This window comes from Carboxylicivirga marina (assembly GCF_016612505.1).
GTDB classification, from domain to species: Bacteria; Bacteroidota; Bacteroidia; order Bacteroidales; family Marinilabiliaceae; genus Carboxylicivirga; species Carboxylicivirga marina.
The window spans coordinates 120,902-138,251 of record NZ_JAENRR010000004.1; the positions used below are offsets into that span (position 1 = coordinate 120,902).

General features: G+C 37.6%; 18 protein-coding genes and 1 pseudogene. 5 read left to right on the forward strand and 14 right to left on the reverse strand.

Annotation, left to right across the window (positions count from 1 at the left end; translation table 11 throughout):
• Positions 1-114 precede the first annotated feature (114 nt).
• The gene (locus tag JIV24_RS02800; protein WP_200463483.1) at positions 115-804 is read left to right on the forward strand and encodes an SIR2 family NAD-dependent protein deacylase; all 690 of its coding nucleotides are present in this window, start codon (positions 115-117) and stop codon (positions 802-804) included.
• A gap of 4 nt (positions 805-808) precedes the next feature.
• Positions 809-1,459, forward strand: a complete 651-nt coding sequence (locus JIV24_RS02805) for a porin family protein (protein ID WP_200463484.1) — start codon at positions 809-811, stop codon at positions 1,457-1,459.
• Here JIV24_RS02805 and JIV24_RS02810 read toward each other — a convergent pair.
• Entirely contained in the window at positions 1,454-2,164 is a 711-nt protein-coding gene (locus tag JIV24_RS02810) for a ComF family protein (RefSeq protein ID WP_200463485.1), read from the reverse strand. The two genes, JIV24_RS02805 and JIV24_RS02810, sit on opposite strands and share 6 nt — an antisense overlap.
• Before the next feature lie 149 nt (positions 2,165-2,313).
• On the opposite strand from JIV24_RS02810, the gene JIV24_RS02815 reads away from it, so the two are divergent.
• Complete coding sequence (locus JIV24_RS02815; protein ID WP_200463486.1) at positions 2,314-2,511, forward strand: hypothetical protein; 198 nt, start codon at positions 2,314-2,316, stop codon at positions 2,509-2,511.
• Between the two features lie 12 nt (positions 2,512-2,523).
• Positions 2,524-2,664 (forward strand): annotated as a pseudogene (locus JIV24_RS22835) (hypothetical protein); the annotation flags it as partial.
• A gap of 77 nt (positions 2,665-2,741) precedes the next feature.
• On the opposite strand, the gene JIV24_RS02820 reads toward JIV24_RS22835, so the two are convergent.
• Positions 2,742-3,197 (reverse strand): toxin-antitoxin system YwqK family antitoxin, encoded by a 456-nt coding sequence (locus JIV24_RS02820; RefSeq protein WP_234445680.1) that lies wholly within the window; start codon positions 3,195-3,197, stop codon positions 2,742-2,744.
• A gap of 200 nt (positions 3,198-3,397) precedes the next feature.
• Complete coding sequence (locus tag JIV24_RS02825; protein ID WP_200463487.1) at positions 3,398-4,249, reverse strand: MBL fold metallo-hydrolase; 852 nt, start codon at positions 4,247-4,249, stop codon at positions 3,398-3,400.
• A 156-nt stretch (positions 4,250-4,405) separates the two neighbouring features.
• On the opposite strand from JIV24_RS02825, the gene JIV24_RS02830 reads away from it, so the two are divergent.
• The gene (locus tag JIV24_RS02830; RefSeq protein WP_200463488.1) at positions 4,406-5,758 is read left to right on the forward strand and encodes a UDP-N-acetylmuramate--L-alanine ligase; all 1,353 of its coding nucleotides are present in this window, start codon (positions 4,406-4,408) and stop codon (positions 5,756-5,758) included.
• A gap of 28 nt (positions 5,759-5,786) precedes the next feature.
• Here the strand turns inward: JIV24_RS02830 and JIV24_RS02835 are convergent, their stop codons facing one another.
• The 11 genes from JIV24_RS02835 to JIV24_RS02885 all read right to left on the reverse strand — a co-directional run bounded on the left by JIV24_RS02835 (position 5,787) and on the right by JIV24_RS02885 (position 17,348).
• Positions 5,787-8,390, reverse strand: coding sequence for a PAS domain S-box protein (locus tag JIV24_RS02835; RefSeq protein ID WP_200463489.1), 2,604 nt, complete (start codon positions 8,388-8,390; stop codon positions 5,787-5,789).
• A gap of 18 nt (positions 8,391-8,408) precedes the next feature.
• Positions 8,409-9,140 carry a GAF domain-containing protein gene (locus tag JIV24_RS02840; RefSeq protein WP_200463490.1) on the reverse strand — a complete coding sequence of 244 codons (732 nt, stop codon included), beginning with the start codon at positions 9,138-9,140 and terminating at the stop codon, positions 8,409-8,411.
• Positions 9,141-9,183: 43 nt separating this feature from the next.
• Entirely contained in the window at positions 9,184-9,756 is a 573-nt protein-coding gene (locus tag JIV24_RS02845) for a chemotaxis protein CheB (protein ID WP_200463491.1), read from the reverse strand.
• Positions 9,753-10,577 (reverse strand): CheR family methyltransferase, encoded by an 825-nt coding sequence (locus JIV24_RS02850; RefSeq protein ID WP_200463492.1) that lies wholly within the window; start codon positions 10,575-10,577, stop codon positions 9,753-9,755. Before JIV24_RS02850 ends, JIV24_RS02845 begins: the two co-directional genes overlap by 4 nt.
• Position 10,578: 1 nt before the next feature.
• Positions 10,579-11,421: a CheR family methyltransferase gene (locus JIV24_RS02855; protein ID WP_200463493.1), complete on the reverse strand. Its 843-nt coding sequence runs from the start codon at positions 11,419-11,421 to the stop codon at positions 10,579-10,581.
• A gap of 19 nt (positions 11,422-11,440) precedes the next feature.
• Positions 11,441-13,318, reverse strand: coding sequence for a PAS domain-containing protein (locus JIV24_RS02860; RefSeq protein ID WP_200463494.1), 1,878 nt, complete (start codon positions 13,316-13,318; stop codon positions 11,441-11,443).
• Positions 13,319-13,365: 47 nt separating this feature from the next.
• Entirely contained in the window at positions 13,366-14,445 is a 1,080-nt protein-coding gene (locus JIV24_RS02865; protein WP_200463495.1) for a protein-glutamate methylesterase/protein-glutamine glutaminase, read from the reverse strand.
• Positions 14,446-14,582: 137 nt separating this feature from the next.
• Positions 14,583-15,059 carry a chemotaxis protein CheD gene (locus JIV24_RS02870; protein ID WP_200463496.1) on the reverse strand — a complete coding sequence of 159 codons (477 nt, stop codon included), beginning with the start codon at positions 15,057-15,059 and terminating at the stop codon, positions 14,583-14,585.
• A gap of 11 nt (positions 15,060-15,070) precedes the next feature.
• Positions 15,071-15,970, reverse strand: coding sequence for a sensor histidine kinase (locus JIV24_RS02875; protein WP_200463497.1), 900 nt, complete (start codon positions 15,968-15,970; stop codon positions 15,071-15,073).
• Positions 15,971-15,996: 26 nt separating this feature from the next.
• The gene (locus tag JIV24_RS02880) at positions 15,997-16,860 is read right to left on the reverse strand and encodes a CheR family methyltransferase (protein WP_200463498.1); all 864 of its coding nucleotides are present in this window, start codon (positions 16,858-16,860) and stop codon (positions 15,997-15,999) included.
• 5 nt (positions 16,861-16,865) lie between these two features.
• Positions 16,866-17,348, reverse strand: a complete 483-nt coding sequence (locus tag JIV24_RS02885) for a chemotaxis protein CheW (RefSeq protein ID WP_200463499.1) — start codon at positions 17,346-17,348, stop codon at positions 16,866-16,868.
• Positions 17,349-17,350 lie beyond the last annotated feature (2 nt).

Sequence of the window (17,350 nt, forward strand, 5' to 3'; positions counted from 1 at the left end):
AGATAGAAAAATAAGCCATTTCTAAATGGCTGAAAATGCATAACGCAGGTCAATTCATGTTTGATTACTCAATGTTTTCATTTACTTTTATCTGAGGTTTCAAAGCTAATACTAATGAATAAAAGGAAGTTGGTTGTTTTAACAGGTGCCGGCATCAGTGCCGAAAGTGGTATTAAAACATTTAGAGAAAATAATGGTTTGTGGGAAAACCATGATGTAACTGAGGTTGCCAGCCCTGAGGGTTGGGCAAAAGACCCGCATTTGGTATTAGATTTTTATAATCAACGACGCAAGCAGCTTCTTAAATGCGCACCCAATGGCGCTCATCTTGGCTTGGTCGAGTTAGAGAAGCATTTCGATGTAGAAATTATCACACAAAATGTGGATGACCTCCATGAGCAAGCCGGAAGTTCTCATGTGCTTCATCTGCATGGTGAACTTAAGAAAGTTAGAAGTACTAAAGATGAGTCATTGATATACGAACTGGATGGCTGGGAACTTAAATGGGGCGACACCTGCGAAAAAGGTGCTCAACTCCGACCACACATTGTTTGGTTTGGTGAAGCAGTGCCCGCCATGGAAGCCGCCATTGATATAACAGAGCAGGCTAGCATTTTTGTAGTGGTAGGAACATCATTAAATGTGTACCCTGCAGCTGGTTTATTAAATTATGTACCGGAAGGGGTACCAATATATATTATCGATCCAAATCTACCAGCATATACTCCAAATCCAAATATTACGTTTATACAAGAGAACGGTACTGTAGGTCTACCAAAACTAATAAGCGAACTAACAAACTAAACCAATGCGTAAACTATTTTTAACCCTATTCATTGTTTCTCTTACTATCATCTCATCGGCGCAAGAGTTTAGAGCCGGGCCTTTGTTAGGAACCTCGTTTTCGCAGGTTGATGGTGATAATTATGTAGGTTATAATAAAGTTGGCTTAAACCTTGGCGCATTTGTTAGCCGACAAGTTGGGGAAAAATGGGAAGTTCAGCTCGACATTGAATATATGCAGAAAGGCAGCCGGGAAGCGCCTAAACCTGATAAAGGCCATTACGATGATTATAAAATTGCCCTTTCGTATATTCAGTTTCCGGTAGTGGCAAGATATCGTCACAAACAATTTTCGGGTGAAGCAGGCCTTTCAATAGGGGCTTTGCTTAGTAGCAATGAAGAAATTGACGGGACACCTATTGAAGATTTTCCACAGTATGATCCTGTACCATTCGAAAATATGGAATGGGCCACTGTATTTGGATTAAACTACCATATTAACGATCGCTTGTGGATAAATGCGCGTTGGTTGTATTCAATCAACCGCATTCGCATTCCTTATGACGGTGAGATACCGGTTTATAATCCAAAACCGCACTGGTTTAGTCGCAAACCCGGTCAATACAATAATAACTTTGTAGTAACGGCTTATTACGCCATTAACAAACTTTTATAACACGGCACAGGCAATAGTGGCCACACTTACTTTTACATTATCAATGGTGCTTAACTGATTAACGCATGCTTCCAAAGTTGAGCCAGTTGTAACAACATCATCAATCAGCAATATGTGCTTACCAGCAAGGTTTTCAGGAGATTTCACCCTAAATATACTTTCGACATTTTGCCATCGTTCAAAACGCCCCTTTCTGGTTTGTGATGAGGTATAAGTATTTCGGACTACATCAGAGACATTAACCGGCACTTTCATTATTTCGGCCATTCCGTTGGCGATAACCTCAGCCTGATTAAAGCCTCTCTTAATTTTTTTCTTAGGATGAAGCGGGATTGGTATAATTTCATCATAGCTATTATCGCCATTTCGGACAATAGTTTTAGCTAACTGCCTTCCTAATTCTTCTCCTAATTTGATATTACCCCGGTATTTTACTTCATGCAACAAGCGCTGTACCCGTTCACCTTTTTTGTAAAAAAAGAGAGCATATGCCTGGTTTATTCGACAGCGTCCCCACATCATAATTGAAATTTGATTGTCGTGCGGTCTTTTCTCGAAGTGCGTTCTGGGCAATCGACGAATACACATTTGGCATATTTCAATTTCGTTCTTAAACAGATGTGTACCACAAGATATGCAAACAGGTGGGAAAAATAAATCTCCTACGGCTGAAACTACATCGTTGACACGTTTAATAAAATGCATATTGTCAGGTTTTTATACAAATTATTCAAGCCGTTTGAGAATGTCAAATAATCTGGAGTTAACAAAGCCTTAATCATCAAATAAAAACTACTTAACGATTACATAACATTCGTCCTATACATTTGCATTGTAACATTAATGATAAGATTATGAAGACATCGATTATTATATTAGTTGCTTTCCTATATGTTGGAGTTTCAACAATTAAAGCTGAAAAGGAAAAAGTTTCTACAGAAACAACAACCACATTAACTACCTCCATTTCTGGAACAATTACAGACGCTGCAACGGGCGAAAGCCTGGTTGGCGTGAAGGTAGTTTTAAACGAACTTAATACTACAGTATAAACTGACTTTGATGGTAACTTTGAATTTACAGGTGTTACCAATGGAAGCTACACAGTTTCTACTGACTATGTTTCTTACAAAACAGATGAATCACTTTCGATTGACACAAAAAAGAGCAAGGAACTACAAATTGCTTTGAAATCTTATATGTAAGGAAGGTATTTATAGAATACAAAAAAGAGCGACGGATTTGATCGCTCTTTTTTTGTTATAGCTAAACTCTAACTTTTTTAATACTTTTTTGTTCCAACTACCTTTCCAGTCTCATCCCAAATAGTCCAAATGCTATCTTTGTGGCCATCGTTATAAGACATCTCATAACGTTTTACGCCATTTTCATCCCAAATAAACCACTTGCCATGTTTCTTTCCACTTTTGTAACTGGCCACACCGGTTTTTTCACCGCTTGCTTGATAGGTCGTCCAAACACCATCCATCTTATTATCTAAATAAGAACGAATTTCTTTGGTTTTTCCATTCTCGAAATAAATGGTCGTAAGCCCACTTTTCAGGCCTTCAACAACATTCATCTCCACTTTCTTACTTCCAGATTCGTAATATTCAACATATAATCCTGAATACAACTGATTGTTCTGATCGTAAAATTTGTTTTCTTTTTCGGTTAGCTGTGCATTAGCTACAATCGAACCAAATACCATTAGAATTACGAATACTAACTTGTTCATAAGGCCTCCAATTTTTTTACGTTTATACTAATCCCAAAAGTCCTGTGTGTATACTTTCTTCGTATCAATATCACGTACGAAAACCCCATTGAGTTAACGCAAAGTTAACATTTAATTTACGCTGAGTAAAGATTCATGCTCATTTTTAGTTATTTCTGTTGCGTAACAGCTTTTACTATCAAAAATAATAGTGCATTTAGTTAGTCATTATTTTGCGTTACCTCCCTTAGTGTAGGTGTTTTATCAGCTACAATTCCTTTTTCTGTTTTTGTTAAAACACAACATTCGGTATTAATGTCATGCTCAAAAAAAAGTGCAATCCCATTTTCAACAGCTTCTACTAAAAATGCTTTCTTTTCTTCGATACTAATTAAAGGACTAGTATCATAGGCAGACACCCATGGCAAACGAATACTTGGCAAAACAGGAATTAGATCACCCATAAATGCCAGTTTACCATTGTTATGGTGAATAATTGGCAACATATTACCAGCGGTGTGTCCATTTAGCAATTTAATTTCGATGCCTGGTATGATGATTCCGTCCTCCTCTATAAGATTTATGAGTCCGGCATTGTAAACCGGCATCATATTATCAGGGAAATAAACAACTCCTTCGCGACTATTGGGCTTTATGTAATTATCCCATTGAATTTTAGAAACCCAGTGTGCGGCATTAGCAAAAGTCACTTTGGCTTTATTGTCATCGTCATAATAAACACATCCACCACAATGATCCCAATGCAAATGCGTGAGTACAACATCAGTAATATCATCTGGCGAATAACCTTCCTTCGCAAGTGAATCTATCAAGCTAGCTTCACCATTTAAACGATGCCACGAAAAGAACTTATCACTCTGTTTTGTACCCGCTCCAGTGTCAATTAACACTTTTCTGTTGCCCATGTCAATCAACAGGCATCGCATAGCGAGGTTACAATAATTATCCTCATCTACCGGATAATGCTTTTGCCACATCATTTTAGGAATAACACCAAACAAGGCACCTCCATCAGCCATAAAATTACCGGTCTCTATTTTAATCAACTTCATTTGCTTTGCTTTTTGGTTTATTAAGTACATTTACAATTATAAAATACAAAAGCCCGCCTAAGGTAGGTATTTAGAGGTAGACAACTAATTATTCACAACCGGTCTGAGCGATTAAATTTTATGTCGAAATCGGGTTATCAGTAAATAAAGACGAATATGAGAGTTCATTTTATTGCAATTGGCGGTAGTGCCATGCACAATTTGGCGATTGCCCTACATTTAAAAGGTTTTAATGTAACAGGCTCGGATGATGAAATTTTTGAACCATCAAAGTCACGCCTCAACAAACATGGTTTATTGCCCAAAACTGAAGGATGGAAGCCGCAAATTATTACCGATGAACTCGATGCCATCATATTAGGCATGCATGCCCGAAAAGATAACCCGGAGCTATTAAGAGCCCAGGAATTAGGCCTTAAGATATATTCTTACCCTGAGTATTTATATGAACAAACAAAAGATAAAAGACGCGTTGTGATTGGCGGGAGTCATGGCAAAACAACTACAACCGCCATGGTGATGCATGTATTGCAACAACTTAATATGGATTTTGATTACATGGTAGGGGCCCAATTAGAAGGTTTCGATACCATGGTGAAACTCACCAAAGATGCACCTATAGCAGTGTTCGAAGGCGATGAGTATTTATCATCTCCCATTGATTTAACACCTAAATTCCATTGGTATAAGCCGCATGTAGCTATGCTTACCGGAATTGCCTGGGATCATATGAATGTTTTTCCAACCTGGGAAAATTATACTAGCCAATTCACAAAATTTGCTGATAGCATCGAGGGAAATGGAACATTAATCTATTTTGATGATGATGATGAACTTGAAATCATTGCCAGTAAGCAAAGTCAAATTCAAACCATTGCATACAATACTATTGATAGCACTAATGTTGATGGACAAACCATAGTGCAGTGGGATGGACAGAGTTACCCTATGGAGATATTCGGTAATCATAATCTCCAAAATCTAAATGGTGCACGATTGGTCTGTAATCAATTGGGTATTGATGATGATACGTTTCTAAAAGCCATGCAAAGTTTTAAAGGTGCAGCCAAGCGCCTTCAACTCCTAAAGAAAAATGACACAGCGAATATTTATTTGGATTTTGCGCATTCACCAAGCAAACTTAAGGCAACAACATCGGCCATGAAACAGCAATTTACCAAGCGCAAACTGATTGCTGTAATGGAATTACATACGTTTAGCAGTTTGAACAAAGACTTTTTACCACAATATAAAAATACCATGGATGAAGCTGATAAGGCCGTCGTCTTTTTTAATCCTGAAGTATTAAAACATAAAAAGCTACCCAAAATCACAGAGCAGGATGTGCTATCAGCTTTTGGCCGAAAAGATTTAAAGGTGCTAACAGATTCGAACGAATTAGTAACCTGGTTAAAAGCGCAAGATTATGATTCGACAAACCTATTAATTATGACTTCCGGTAATTTCTCGGGTCTTGACATCAAACAGTTGACCTCCGAATTGATATAAACTAATAATTATGAGTTGTAGCCCAAAACTACAACTCAACCCCTATTAATAGCACATCGTCGACTTGCTTAAGCTCACCCATCCAATCATAGAAATCGTTGGAGAAATGACGCTCAAAATGAGCCATTGTTTGATTTGGTTCAGACTCTAAAGCTTCCCTGATACGTTTCGATTGATATTTTCGCCCTTTTGGCCCACCTACCTGATCGGGTAATCCATCAGAGAAAATAAAGAACTGATCGCCTTTTTTATATTGAACCACATTGTTTTCAAAGTCTTTTTCCACTTTTCGGGCCAAAGGCTTACCTCCGATTCCCTTTCGTGAACCTTTGTAAACACTCAACTCACCATCACTCAGATAGTATAATGGGTTATGTGCGCCAGAAAACTGCAATTCGTTAGATTCTAAATCAATCTTCACCAATGCTAAGTCCATTCCGTCGCGGCCATTCGAACCCTCCTGATCCTGTCGAAGAGTACGACGTACATCTAAATGCAGTTTATCCAATAATTCGGCGGCTGTTACACTTTCGCTGGCATTAACAATGTTATTCATCAGGAAGTAACCAATAAAGGATAGAAGTGCTCCCGGAACACCATGACCTGTACAGTCAACCGCTGCCACGTAGAAATGCCTGCCTTTTTTGAACATCCAGGGGAAATCACCACTAACCACATCTTTTGGGCGATAAAAGATAAATGATCGCGGAAAGAATTGTTGTAACACTTCTGTATCAGGTAATATTGCAGTCTGGATACGTTGTGCGTAATTGATACTGTCTGATATCTTCTTATTCTTTTCCTTAATTTCCTGCTCTATCTTTTTGAATTCAGTCATGTCGTGTGCCACGAATAATACTGATTCCAGATCTTTATCTTCGTTTAACTCAGGAATTGCTTTTATTTCCATGATGAGCGTTTGCTCAGCTGCCTCAACCTCTATTTCAGAGATTATCTGCTCTTCTTCAGAACGAATCTGCTTTAAAGAATCGAGCATGTAAGCTTTAAAGCGCTCATCGATATCTAATTCAGTCACACGTTTCTTGACCAAATCCATGGCTGGCACACCAATAAAATCAGCGACCTTAGGATTGACATACACTAACTTACCACCCGTGTTAATACGGATAATCATATCAGGCGAATTCTCCGACAAAGACTGCATACGACTTTTCATACGTTCCTCTTTCTCGGCCCTTTTTCGCTCAGTAATATCTTGTGTATTAAAGATAATACCCTTTATCGCAGGGTCGTGCAATAAGTTCTTACCCGTTGTTTCTAAAAAGAGTTTTTCACCACTTTTCTTCAAGTAAGTATATTGTGCAGTTCTTTCACCGCCAGGTGTAACAAGCAGGTATTGAAACAAGTTATTGATGGTTTTGTATCCACGCGGCGTCATTAGCTCAGGATCCATCCCTGACACCTCATCTTCAGGTCCATATCCTAAAATCTGTTTAACCGATGGACTCTCAAAAACTAATTCTTGATTCTCGTTGTAGATAGATATAAACTCCGACGCATTAGTTAATAATGCTTCCAGACGTTGCTGAGCATGTTCAACCTCTTGAATATGTCCTTCGAGTAGTTTATTAGATTTCTCGAGTTCTTCTTGCGCCTCAATCATTTCAGCAGCATTAAGCTGTAACTGCTTTTCATTTTCTTTTAGCGTCACAGTCATCTCCTGCGATTCTTGTAAGAGTAATTCAGTGCGTTCGTTAATCTTTAAGTTGTAGAACGTACGCCCAATGACACTGCTTAATTCTTCAGCAAACTTAATGATGTGTTTAGGTAAACTCTCCTGTAAATAGCCTATTTCGAATACACCTTGTAATTCTTCCTCTTGCAAAAGCGGAACAATCAATAAACTCTTGGGTTTTCTATCACCCAAAAGCCCTGAAGTGATATGAAAATAGTCATCAGGAATCTCCGTGCGATATATTAGTTGCTTCTCAAAAGCTACATCACCAATTAAACCTTTACCAACCGGAACCACTTGTTTTTCAAATCGCTTTCGGTTATGGGCATATGTGGCAATGTTTACTAATTCTTTATCCTGAAGCAGGTAAAGGCTTCCTTGTAATCCACCTGAATATTCGATTATGCCACGTATGACATCATCGGCTAACTGGTTAACCTTATTATGACTACGAAGAATATCGGATATCTTTTCTTTGCCTTTTGATATCCAGTTATATGATTCTTCTTTTGTCTTTGTACTTTTAAGATTGGTTCCTAAGTTATAGAGTGCTTCAGATAGTTTGCCATCAACCAACTCAATATCATCAAGTTCTCCTCGCCCAATTTGCTCAGCCAGATCTACATTTTTATCAAGCTGCGATTTTAACTTATTAATTTCGGCACTCAGCTTTTTCTTTTGTTCGTAATTAAAGTTGATAATGGCTAAAATACATACCGGTATAGAGACAACCAGTAAATCGATTCCCCAAACTAATAATGAGCGGTGAATAATGGCAATATTACGTGCTGAGAAATACAAGTCGTTAAAAGACATGAAACCTGCCCACACAAGAAAAAGAACAAATAATAATCCCAATGACAGTAAGTACCAATCGCGCTCGGTAAAAACAGACATTGTTAATAATTGCTTTATTTTTTTAGATAATCTAGCCATATCTTTTTTTCTCAGTAATTATTGCTGCCCATCTAACTTGTTCCAAACATCGACCAAATCAAGCTTTTTAAAGCTAGCTATTTCAAAAATCATCACTTTACTACCATCAATTACCGGCAAAATGTAAAGTATCAAAGGTTTTGTACTACCAGAGCCCGAACCAACTTCAATGTAATCGTGAGGTATATCTTCTATCTCCATGGCTTTTTTATCTGCCAAAGCCTGTGCATGTAGTCCTTCTGTTGTATTTATCGCCGGCATTTGAATATCCTCATCAACTCCATAGGTTTTAACCGGTACACATTGCTCATCATTATTCGAACAATAACCAACTAAGGCCATTACTTCGTAACGCGAAGTAATAAGATTAGCAATCTCAACAACAGACTGCTCATTAACCTCACCAAGGTGTTTATTTATAGATTCGATGAAGAGATCGCTATTACCATACTTATCTTCGTCAGTTTCGTTAATATTTGCGTGCTCAACTTCCTCTAATCTACTTCTTAAGCATGTGATTTCACTTTGACGACGAATGCATTCTTTATCCATTTTTGAATTGTCGGCGCCATGCATGCAAGTTTCTATAAAATTAAGGATAAAGTAAATAATGTATAGAACTACCAGAAATGATAAAACCTCAAACACAATAAATGTGGTAGGCATCTCATCAGGTGTAAACGCATATTTTACTAATGCAAACAGAAAAAATAATGCTCCGAGCAAGAAAATATGTTTATTCTTCTTCATGTGTTTAATTTTTCATCAACCTAATTCAACTTTCTGCCTGTCATTAAATAGCCAATTTATTTAGATAATTGGTAATTTCTTCAGGCGACAATACTTTATCGGGCTTAATTAATCGTGCAACACTTTTGGGCATTGTGTCCATTTCGCAGGTTTTTGGATCCTGGATAATGGTAATTCCTTTTTTGTCAGCAATATCTTTCATCCCTTTGGCACCATCTTTATTGGCACCAGTTAACACGATTCCAATCAACTTATTACGGTAAACATATGCGGCCGAAGTTAGTGTATGATCAATCGATGGACGACTATGATTTAATGGCTCTTCAGTTGACAGAGAAAATGTACCATCATACTCGACGAACAAGTGATAATTGGAAGGGGCCAGATATACTTTTCCACCAACTATCGCTTCCTTATCGTTGGGTTCAATCACCTCAAGGTTAGATTTTAACCGAATACTCTCAACCAAACCCGAGCGCACGTGCTTAAGACGATGCAGGCATATAATAACCGGCAACGGAAAATCACTCCTTAGTTGTGACAACAACTTAGATACAACCGAAAAGCTTCCGGCTGATCCCCCAATCACAACGGCTTTATACTTTGGTCTAATCATTCGTCTCTTAAAAAGCTAAATTTACTGTATATCTTTTCTTTACTATCAATACATTCAAATCGGTCATTATAAGGCGAAGCCAGCAATTCTTTAACCCCTAGGCAAAGCAATCCGCCATTCTTTAACGATTGATCGAGTGCCAGTTTTACAGTTGTATGGTAATCCTTTGAATAATATAACAACGCATTACGCATAATTATAATGTCACTTTTAGCGGCAGGAACCTTCTCTATTCCTCCTTGTATAAACGTTATATTATTGTATTGCTCGATTTTAAATGCGAATCCATTAACTGTATCACTGAAATAATTATCTAAACTGCCAATACCTTCAAAGCGTTTATAATTATAAGCATTAACATCCATTTTTCGAGACAATAAAACACCGCTTTGAATCATTTTAAGACCAGCGGCCGAACTATGGTTTACCGTTATCTTAACCTGATTAGTAAGTTTTAATTCATCGATTAGAATTATCAAACTGTACAACTCTTCACCCGATGCACCATCTGGCAGCCAAATATTAATTGAACGATCGCTATACTTTTCGAGAAACATTTTACGTAAATGTCGCCAGAAGCCAGCATCTCTAAACAACTCGGTTGTGTTTACCGAAAAGAAGTGAATAAACTGGTCGGCAAAAATTTTATCGTTTAATTGCTCAAGTAACTGTTCAACTTTGCGAATGCCGTTGGCCTCAACAAACTGCGATAAGCGACGTTTGAAAAACGAATGTGTCATCTCATCAAATGGTAAGCCTAACTTCTTTCTTAGTTCCTCTGATAATAACTTTAGTTCACTTATTTTAAAACCAATTGCCATATTACTGATATTTAAAGTGAAACGCATTGGTTTTGGTATAAAGCGGTCCGTTTTTCAAAAACTTAGTTTTATAAAATCCGGTTAAGCTTTCATGGTTTCCAAGAATCATACTTCCTTTCGGATAAAGTTGATTATGGAACATTTGATATATTTTAGACTGCAGTGAAGCATTAAAATAAATGAGCACATTACGACAAAAAATCACATCAAACTTATTGTAGAAAGGTACTTTTTCCTGCACTAGATCATGTTGACGTACATCAACTTTCTTTCTCAGGAATTCCTTGACATTAATGCGATCATTCTCTTCATCAATATCAAAATATTTACTGAAATCAATTTGACTGATGCCATTGATTGGCGTCTTTTTCAACACTTTCTCAAATTCAGCAATCTGATTTTTATTGAACTCATATCTGTAGCTACCTTTTTTACACGATCTCACCATACCCGCACTAATGTCTGTGGCATAAATTCGTGCTTTATCAAGTAAACCCAGTTCATTAAGGATTATCAGGTTGGAATATACCTCCATGCCCGAACTACATCCGGCATGCCATATATTAAATGTCTTCTTCCCTTTTAAGGTTGGCAACAGCTTTTCGTAAAAAACAGGCCATAATTCAGGATCACGAAATAGCTCTGTGGTATTTACTGTTATATCTTCAACCAAGCGCTCTACAAAGCCCTTGTCACACTGCGTCTTCTTTAACAGATCATCAAGCGTTAAGTCATTATCAGCTATAACCTTTTGCAATCGCCGCTTAATCGAATTATCGGAGTAATCGCTAAAGTCATAAGGTGTATTGTCTTTTAATACTTGTAGATATTGCTTAAAATCCATTCTTGACTACTTATCAAATCTAAAACAATTCAACTTCAACTTGCTGAATAAATGCGGTGTATGAATGGTCTTCGCCAACCTGAGCTGCAGATAACAGGAATAGTACAGGCTCTTCACTACCCACCTTGTTCTTAATTGGTGCCTCGCGACGCTCACCTACAATTTTTTCTTTATCAGCAGATACAAATGCCGATAAGAATTCGTCATTAGCAACGCTGGTTTCAGCAAACAACATGGAAACATTCTGACCAAGTACTTCACTTCTATCATAGCCCCATAACTTCTCAGCTGCAGCATTAAAGAATTCGACAATACCATCTTTATTGGTGGTCAATATCGCATCTAGTGCTCCTTCTAACGTTTTCTCATTTCGGATTTTAACAGCCTCAACCTCTTTAAACTGTTCGGTGACTTCCTTTTTAGCTTCTTCAAGCATCACTCCTAGCTCATCCTTACTGTGTTTTAGTTCCTCTTCCATTTTCACCTGCTCGGTGATGTCGTTTTCAAGGCTCAGTATTTTAATGATTTCACCTTCGTGATCGATAACAGGAGTATAGGTTGTTAACAAGTATATTTCATCGCCCATTTTTGTACGACGACGTACCCGTCCTTTAAAGTTATGGCCATTTCTTAAATCAGTTAAGATTTGATCAAGTTCGGCTACATCATCTTTAAAGAAGAATATTTTAATATTTTGTCCATCTATCTCTTCCGGATTATAGCGGAAGGTTCTTAGGAAATTTTGGTTAACATTAATAAGTGTACCATCAGTTTCAAACTCTGAACTGATTGCTGCATGGTCAATGGCCTCAAGAATACCTTTCATCTCAACCTCACGACGATCGCTTTCCTCTTGAGTTGCCTGCATTTCTTCCAGGTTCTGACGCAACTCTTCCTCTTGCTGCAACATACGCTCAGCCTGATTTTGAGTTTCTTTCAGTAACTTGGTGGTACGTATTGTATTCTGCACCGATGAAATGGTTAAGGCAATACTTTCAGCAATCTTTTCTACAAATTCCACCTCAAACTCAGGGAAATATTTGAAAGAGGCCATCTCAAGCACCCCATATATTTCATCATTGGTTTTAAGCGGAACTATTAATATAGAACGTGGATTGGCTTCGCCCAAGCCCGATGTAATATTCAGATAATCATTAGGAACATCCGTTAAATGAATTGTCTCCTTTTCTAAAGCACAGCGGCCAATTAGTCCTTCTTCCCAATTAATGCGTTCATCGGCAAACTTCTTACGATCGTAAGCCACACAAGCTGTTAATTCAAAATACTTATCCTTATTGTTGATGGTATTAAGCAAATAAAAGCCTGCCTGATTGATTTTCATATAATCCACCAGATATCTGATGATATTATAACTTAAATCTTCAATATTATCATTCTCTTTACGAAGCAATTCACCGAAATGTGCCAAACCTTGCGTTACCCAGGTTCGTTGATCTTCTTCAATACGACGTTGCTCAACGTCTTTTTTACTTTGGATTAAGTAATCACGCAAACGTAATAAGGATTGTGATAGTTTATCCTTACGTTCGTTGAGTTGCAGGTCTGAATCAAATTTATCCTGACGCAGGTTTTCAACAAACTCATGCACATGTTCACTTTTAGCTGCTTCCTGCTTGATGTGCTTACGTTGCTTACGAATAAAAACAGAAAAATTACCCGCAATCATATATCCGGCAAATGCGGTTATAAATGGTAAAAATGTGATAAACCATAAACCAGGAAAAAACCTGTAAAGGTTATAAAATGTAACCGGTTGGTTAACATGCTCAAAAATACTGGTGCTCGAAATGATAGTTAGTATGTATATAATCACACCAAGCATAAAACCACGTAAAGTATATCTGCTTCTGATATTCTTAATATTGACCTTTGCCATATGTTAAATTCTTAAATAGACGAACGATAAAAATAGTAAATATTGCTTTATCCCAAGCGCGATATTAAATAACTGCCCATTTTATCAAGTGCCATCACTTTATCGGCAGCACCTAATTTGATGGCTTCTTTTGGCATTCCGAAAACCACCGAGGAGGCTTCATCTTGTGCTACTGTATGAGCGCCAGATTCTTTTAGCTCCAGTAAACCCTTTGCGCCATCGTTACCCATGCCTGTTAACAGAAAGCCTGTGGCATTGTTTCCGGCGTAACGAGCTGCTGAGCGAAATAATACATCTACTGATGGGCGATGGCGATTGACCAAGGGGCCTTCTTTGACTTCAACCATGTATTCTTTCCCTACTCGCTTTAAAAGCATGTGTTTGCTACCAGGTGCAATCAATACGCGTCCCTGATAAAGTTTATCACCATTTTCGGCTTCTTTGACTTCCAAGCCACAAATATTGTTGAGACTATTCGCGAAAGATTTGGTGAACCCCTCTGGCATGTGCTGTACTATAGCAATGCCTGGCACTTTATTTGGCAGGCTCTTTAGGAAATTTCGAATTGCTTCTGTTCCACCCGTGGATGCACCTAGCACCACCACTTTTTCGGTGTCAATAATCTGCTTAAAGCTTGATGCTTTATTCAGGATTACATCGGCCGAATACTTTGGCTTAACAGAAGTAGTGGCTACTGGAGTAGCTATTTTGCGACGCTTAAGCTTTACTTGAGCAGCTGCTTTAACTGCATCGCATAGCATGATTTTTGACTCGTTAATAAATTGAGCGGCATTCATAGCCGGCTTACCAATTATTTCGCTGGCACCATATTCAAGCGCTTTCATAGCAACTTCGGTACCTTCTGTTGTTAAACTCGAAATAACCACCACAGGAATTGGGTGCTGCGACATAATCTTACGTAAGAATGTAAGACCATCCATACGTGGCATTTCAATATCCAGCGTAATAACGTCTGGAATTTCTTTCATGATTTTTTTTACCGCAATAATGGGATCGGCAGCCGTTCCCATTACTTCAATGCCCGGATCAGATTCAAGGATGGAGGACAAGCTCTGCCTGACAACCGCAGAATCATCAACAACTAATACTCGAATCTTTTTCTTCATGCGTTAAAAATTAATTCATTAAAAGAAATCCAATCTCTTATCACTAAATAAGGTATCATCCCTTTTTACATCCTTCATTGCGCCTTGCAATAAAGCCTGTTTCATCATAATCGGTAGTTGTACCTTTCAATACTGGTTTAATATACTTTTTTTTCAAGAAACTTATGGCGTACTTCCCCAGTATCATTGAAAAAAATAATTTTTCTTCCCCGTTTTCCTCCTGTGCTTGATGCGACAATTGGAATTTTTTTCTCTTCAAGCATCAAACGTGCGACCCGGATATTTCGTTCGCCAATCATATTGGAGTTCCCGGTAGCTGACTCAAGCAGCTCACCTCCTCCGAATATTTTAGCTTGTATATCTTTAATATCGCTACCCAAATACAGCATTTTTTCAACTAATTTGTCAATCGCGATATTGCCATATTTTGGTGATGCTAAATCATTACCATTCCAGTTGGGAAGCATGTAGTGGTTCATCCCACCAATCTTAAGCTTCTTATCCCACAAGCAAATGGCAACGCAACTACCAAGTATGGTTTTAATGACATACGGATCTTTGCCTACAAACAATGAAGAGGGGTATAGAAAATGTTGTAAATATCTATTTTCCATCTATCATTGTCTTAAAAAATCTCATCATCGTCATCAAAGAACACGTCGTTTCCTTCACCGCTAAAACCTTCAACGATATTACGTGCTTCTGGTAATTGTACAGAGAAAATTGATCCTTCACCTTTTTGACTCTTGATATCAATATCGCCACCTAATACATCAAGTAATGCTTTGGTGATTGATAAGCCAAGACCATGACCTCTGTTAATTGAGTTAATTCCTGAATCAAGACGCTTGAATCTTTCGAAAATAATCTTTTGGTTCTTTTCCGAAATTCCAGTACCAAAATCCTGAACTGATGCATGTAACACATCTTCGTCAACCCACATCTTAAGAACAACCTGACTATCTTTGTAGCTATACTTAAGTGCATTATTAAGCAAGTTACTAAGTACAAGTTTCAATTTCTCTGAGTCTGTTTTGAAATAGAAATTCTTACCAAAACCGTGCTCAATATTAAATTCAATTTTAATATCGATACCCATCTTACGTGAGATGATATTAAATGAATCAACTACTGTTTGAACAAGGCTGCGAATATTTACCTTGGTAATATTTGGTGCAATTTCACCAGCTTCAATTTTAGCGGCAACAAAAATGTTACGCAATTGAAAATCAAGGTTAAACGCCTCGCTATGAATAAGTGCCACCATTGACACTACCTTTTTCCAATCATTCTTTTCAACCGAAAGGATGGCTTTGGAAAGACCTAGGATAGATGTAAATGGGTTTACTATTTCGTTAGAGATATTTGAAATAAAATGACTTTTAAGTGCTTCTGATTCTTTTAATTTCTTAGTAACACCCTGAAAGTCTTTTGACAATTCTTTCATCTCATTATCTAACTTTTTCCTTTCTTCAAGTCGTAACCTGAGTTCTCGTAAAAGTTGCTTGTCAGATAAATTGCTCATAATCTTTTTTTTATATTCCGGACTAATTATATTTTTCTAAATATTGTTGGTTTGATATGCTCCAAAGGAACATTCATACCCGATAATGACTCGGAGTGACCAATGAAAAAGATGCCTCCGGGTCTTAAGTAATTACACAATTTGCTTATTACTTTTTCTTGAGTGGCTCTATCGAAATAAATCAGCACATTGCGACAAAAAATGACGTCGAAAGTCTCATTCATATCATAGTGACCATCCATTAAATTAACATGTTTCAGTACGATGTTTCTTTGTAAGTCGGGCTTAACCCTTACGGTTGGGTTAATACGGTCTTTACTTTTTAAGAAATAACGTTTCTTTAATTCCAAAGGTAGCAGGGCGATTTTATTTTCGGCATACACTCCTTTGGCGGCTTTTGACAACACCTTGTTAGATATGTCGGACCCATGAATGGAGAAGTTAAACCCTGGTGATGTACGCTTATACTCATTCATCACAATTGAAATTGTATAAGGCTCTTCACCACTTGAGCAACCGGCACTCCAAACTTTTAAGAAACCACTTCCATCATGCTGAGGCAACACTTCATCTCGTAAAAAATCAAAATGAACTGGTTCGCGAAAGAAATCTGTTTTGTTAGTCGTTACTACATTCAAAAAGTTAAATATCTCTTTCTTTTGCCCGTCTTTACTAAAAAAATACTCTTTGTACTCGGCGTAAGAGTTCATGTTTAGCTCACGAATACGTTTTAACAGACGTCCTTGAAGCATCACGCGTTTCACCGGTGGCATTTTAATGCCGTATTCGCTGTAGATAAAATCACTAAATGCCTGAAAGTCTTTTTCTGATAATTCGGCCTTAAAAGCATCCAGCTCCTTATTTTTATCTCTGTTATCGCCTGCAAACATTTGCTCTACTCCTTAACTGATTGCAATACTTCACCAAGGCTAATGATATCTGTTTCACTAAATATCTTATCAGCATTCAGTATCATTACCAAATCGTTATTATTTTGGTACGACGACAAAATATAACCCGGTTTGTAATCGTTTTCAATCTCTTTAATTTTTGCTTCATCAGCTTCAAAAACATCCGAAACAGCATCTACTAAAACACCAACACTCATTATGCCTTTTCCGTCTTTTTTATTAACATCAAGCACAACAAAACAAGATTGCGGCGTAATGTCGACCTTTCCTAAATTGAATTTTGCTGCTGCATCAATAATCGGAATGATTTTATCGCGGTGGTCAACCACACCTTTGACATAAGCCATACTCTCGGGCACTGCTTTAGGCTCGACGTATTCTTTAATTTCAACTACTTTTTCAACATGAATTCCAAAAATGTTACTTCCTATTGAAAATGTAAGGTATGCGTTAACTTCCTGACTCATTT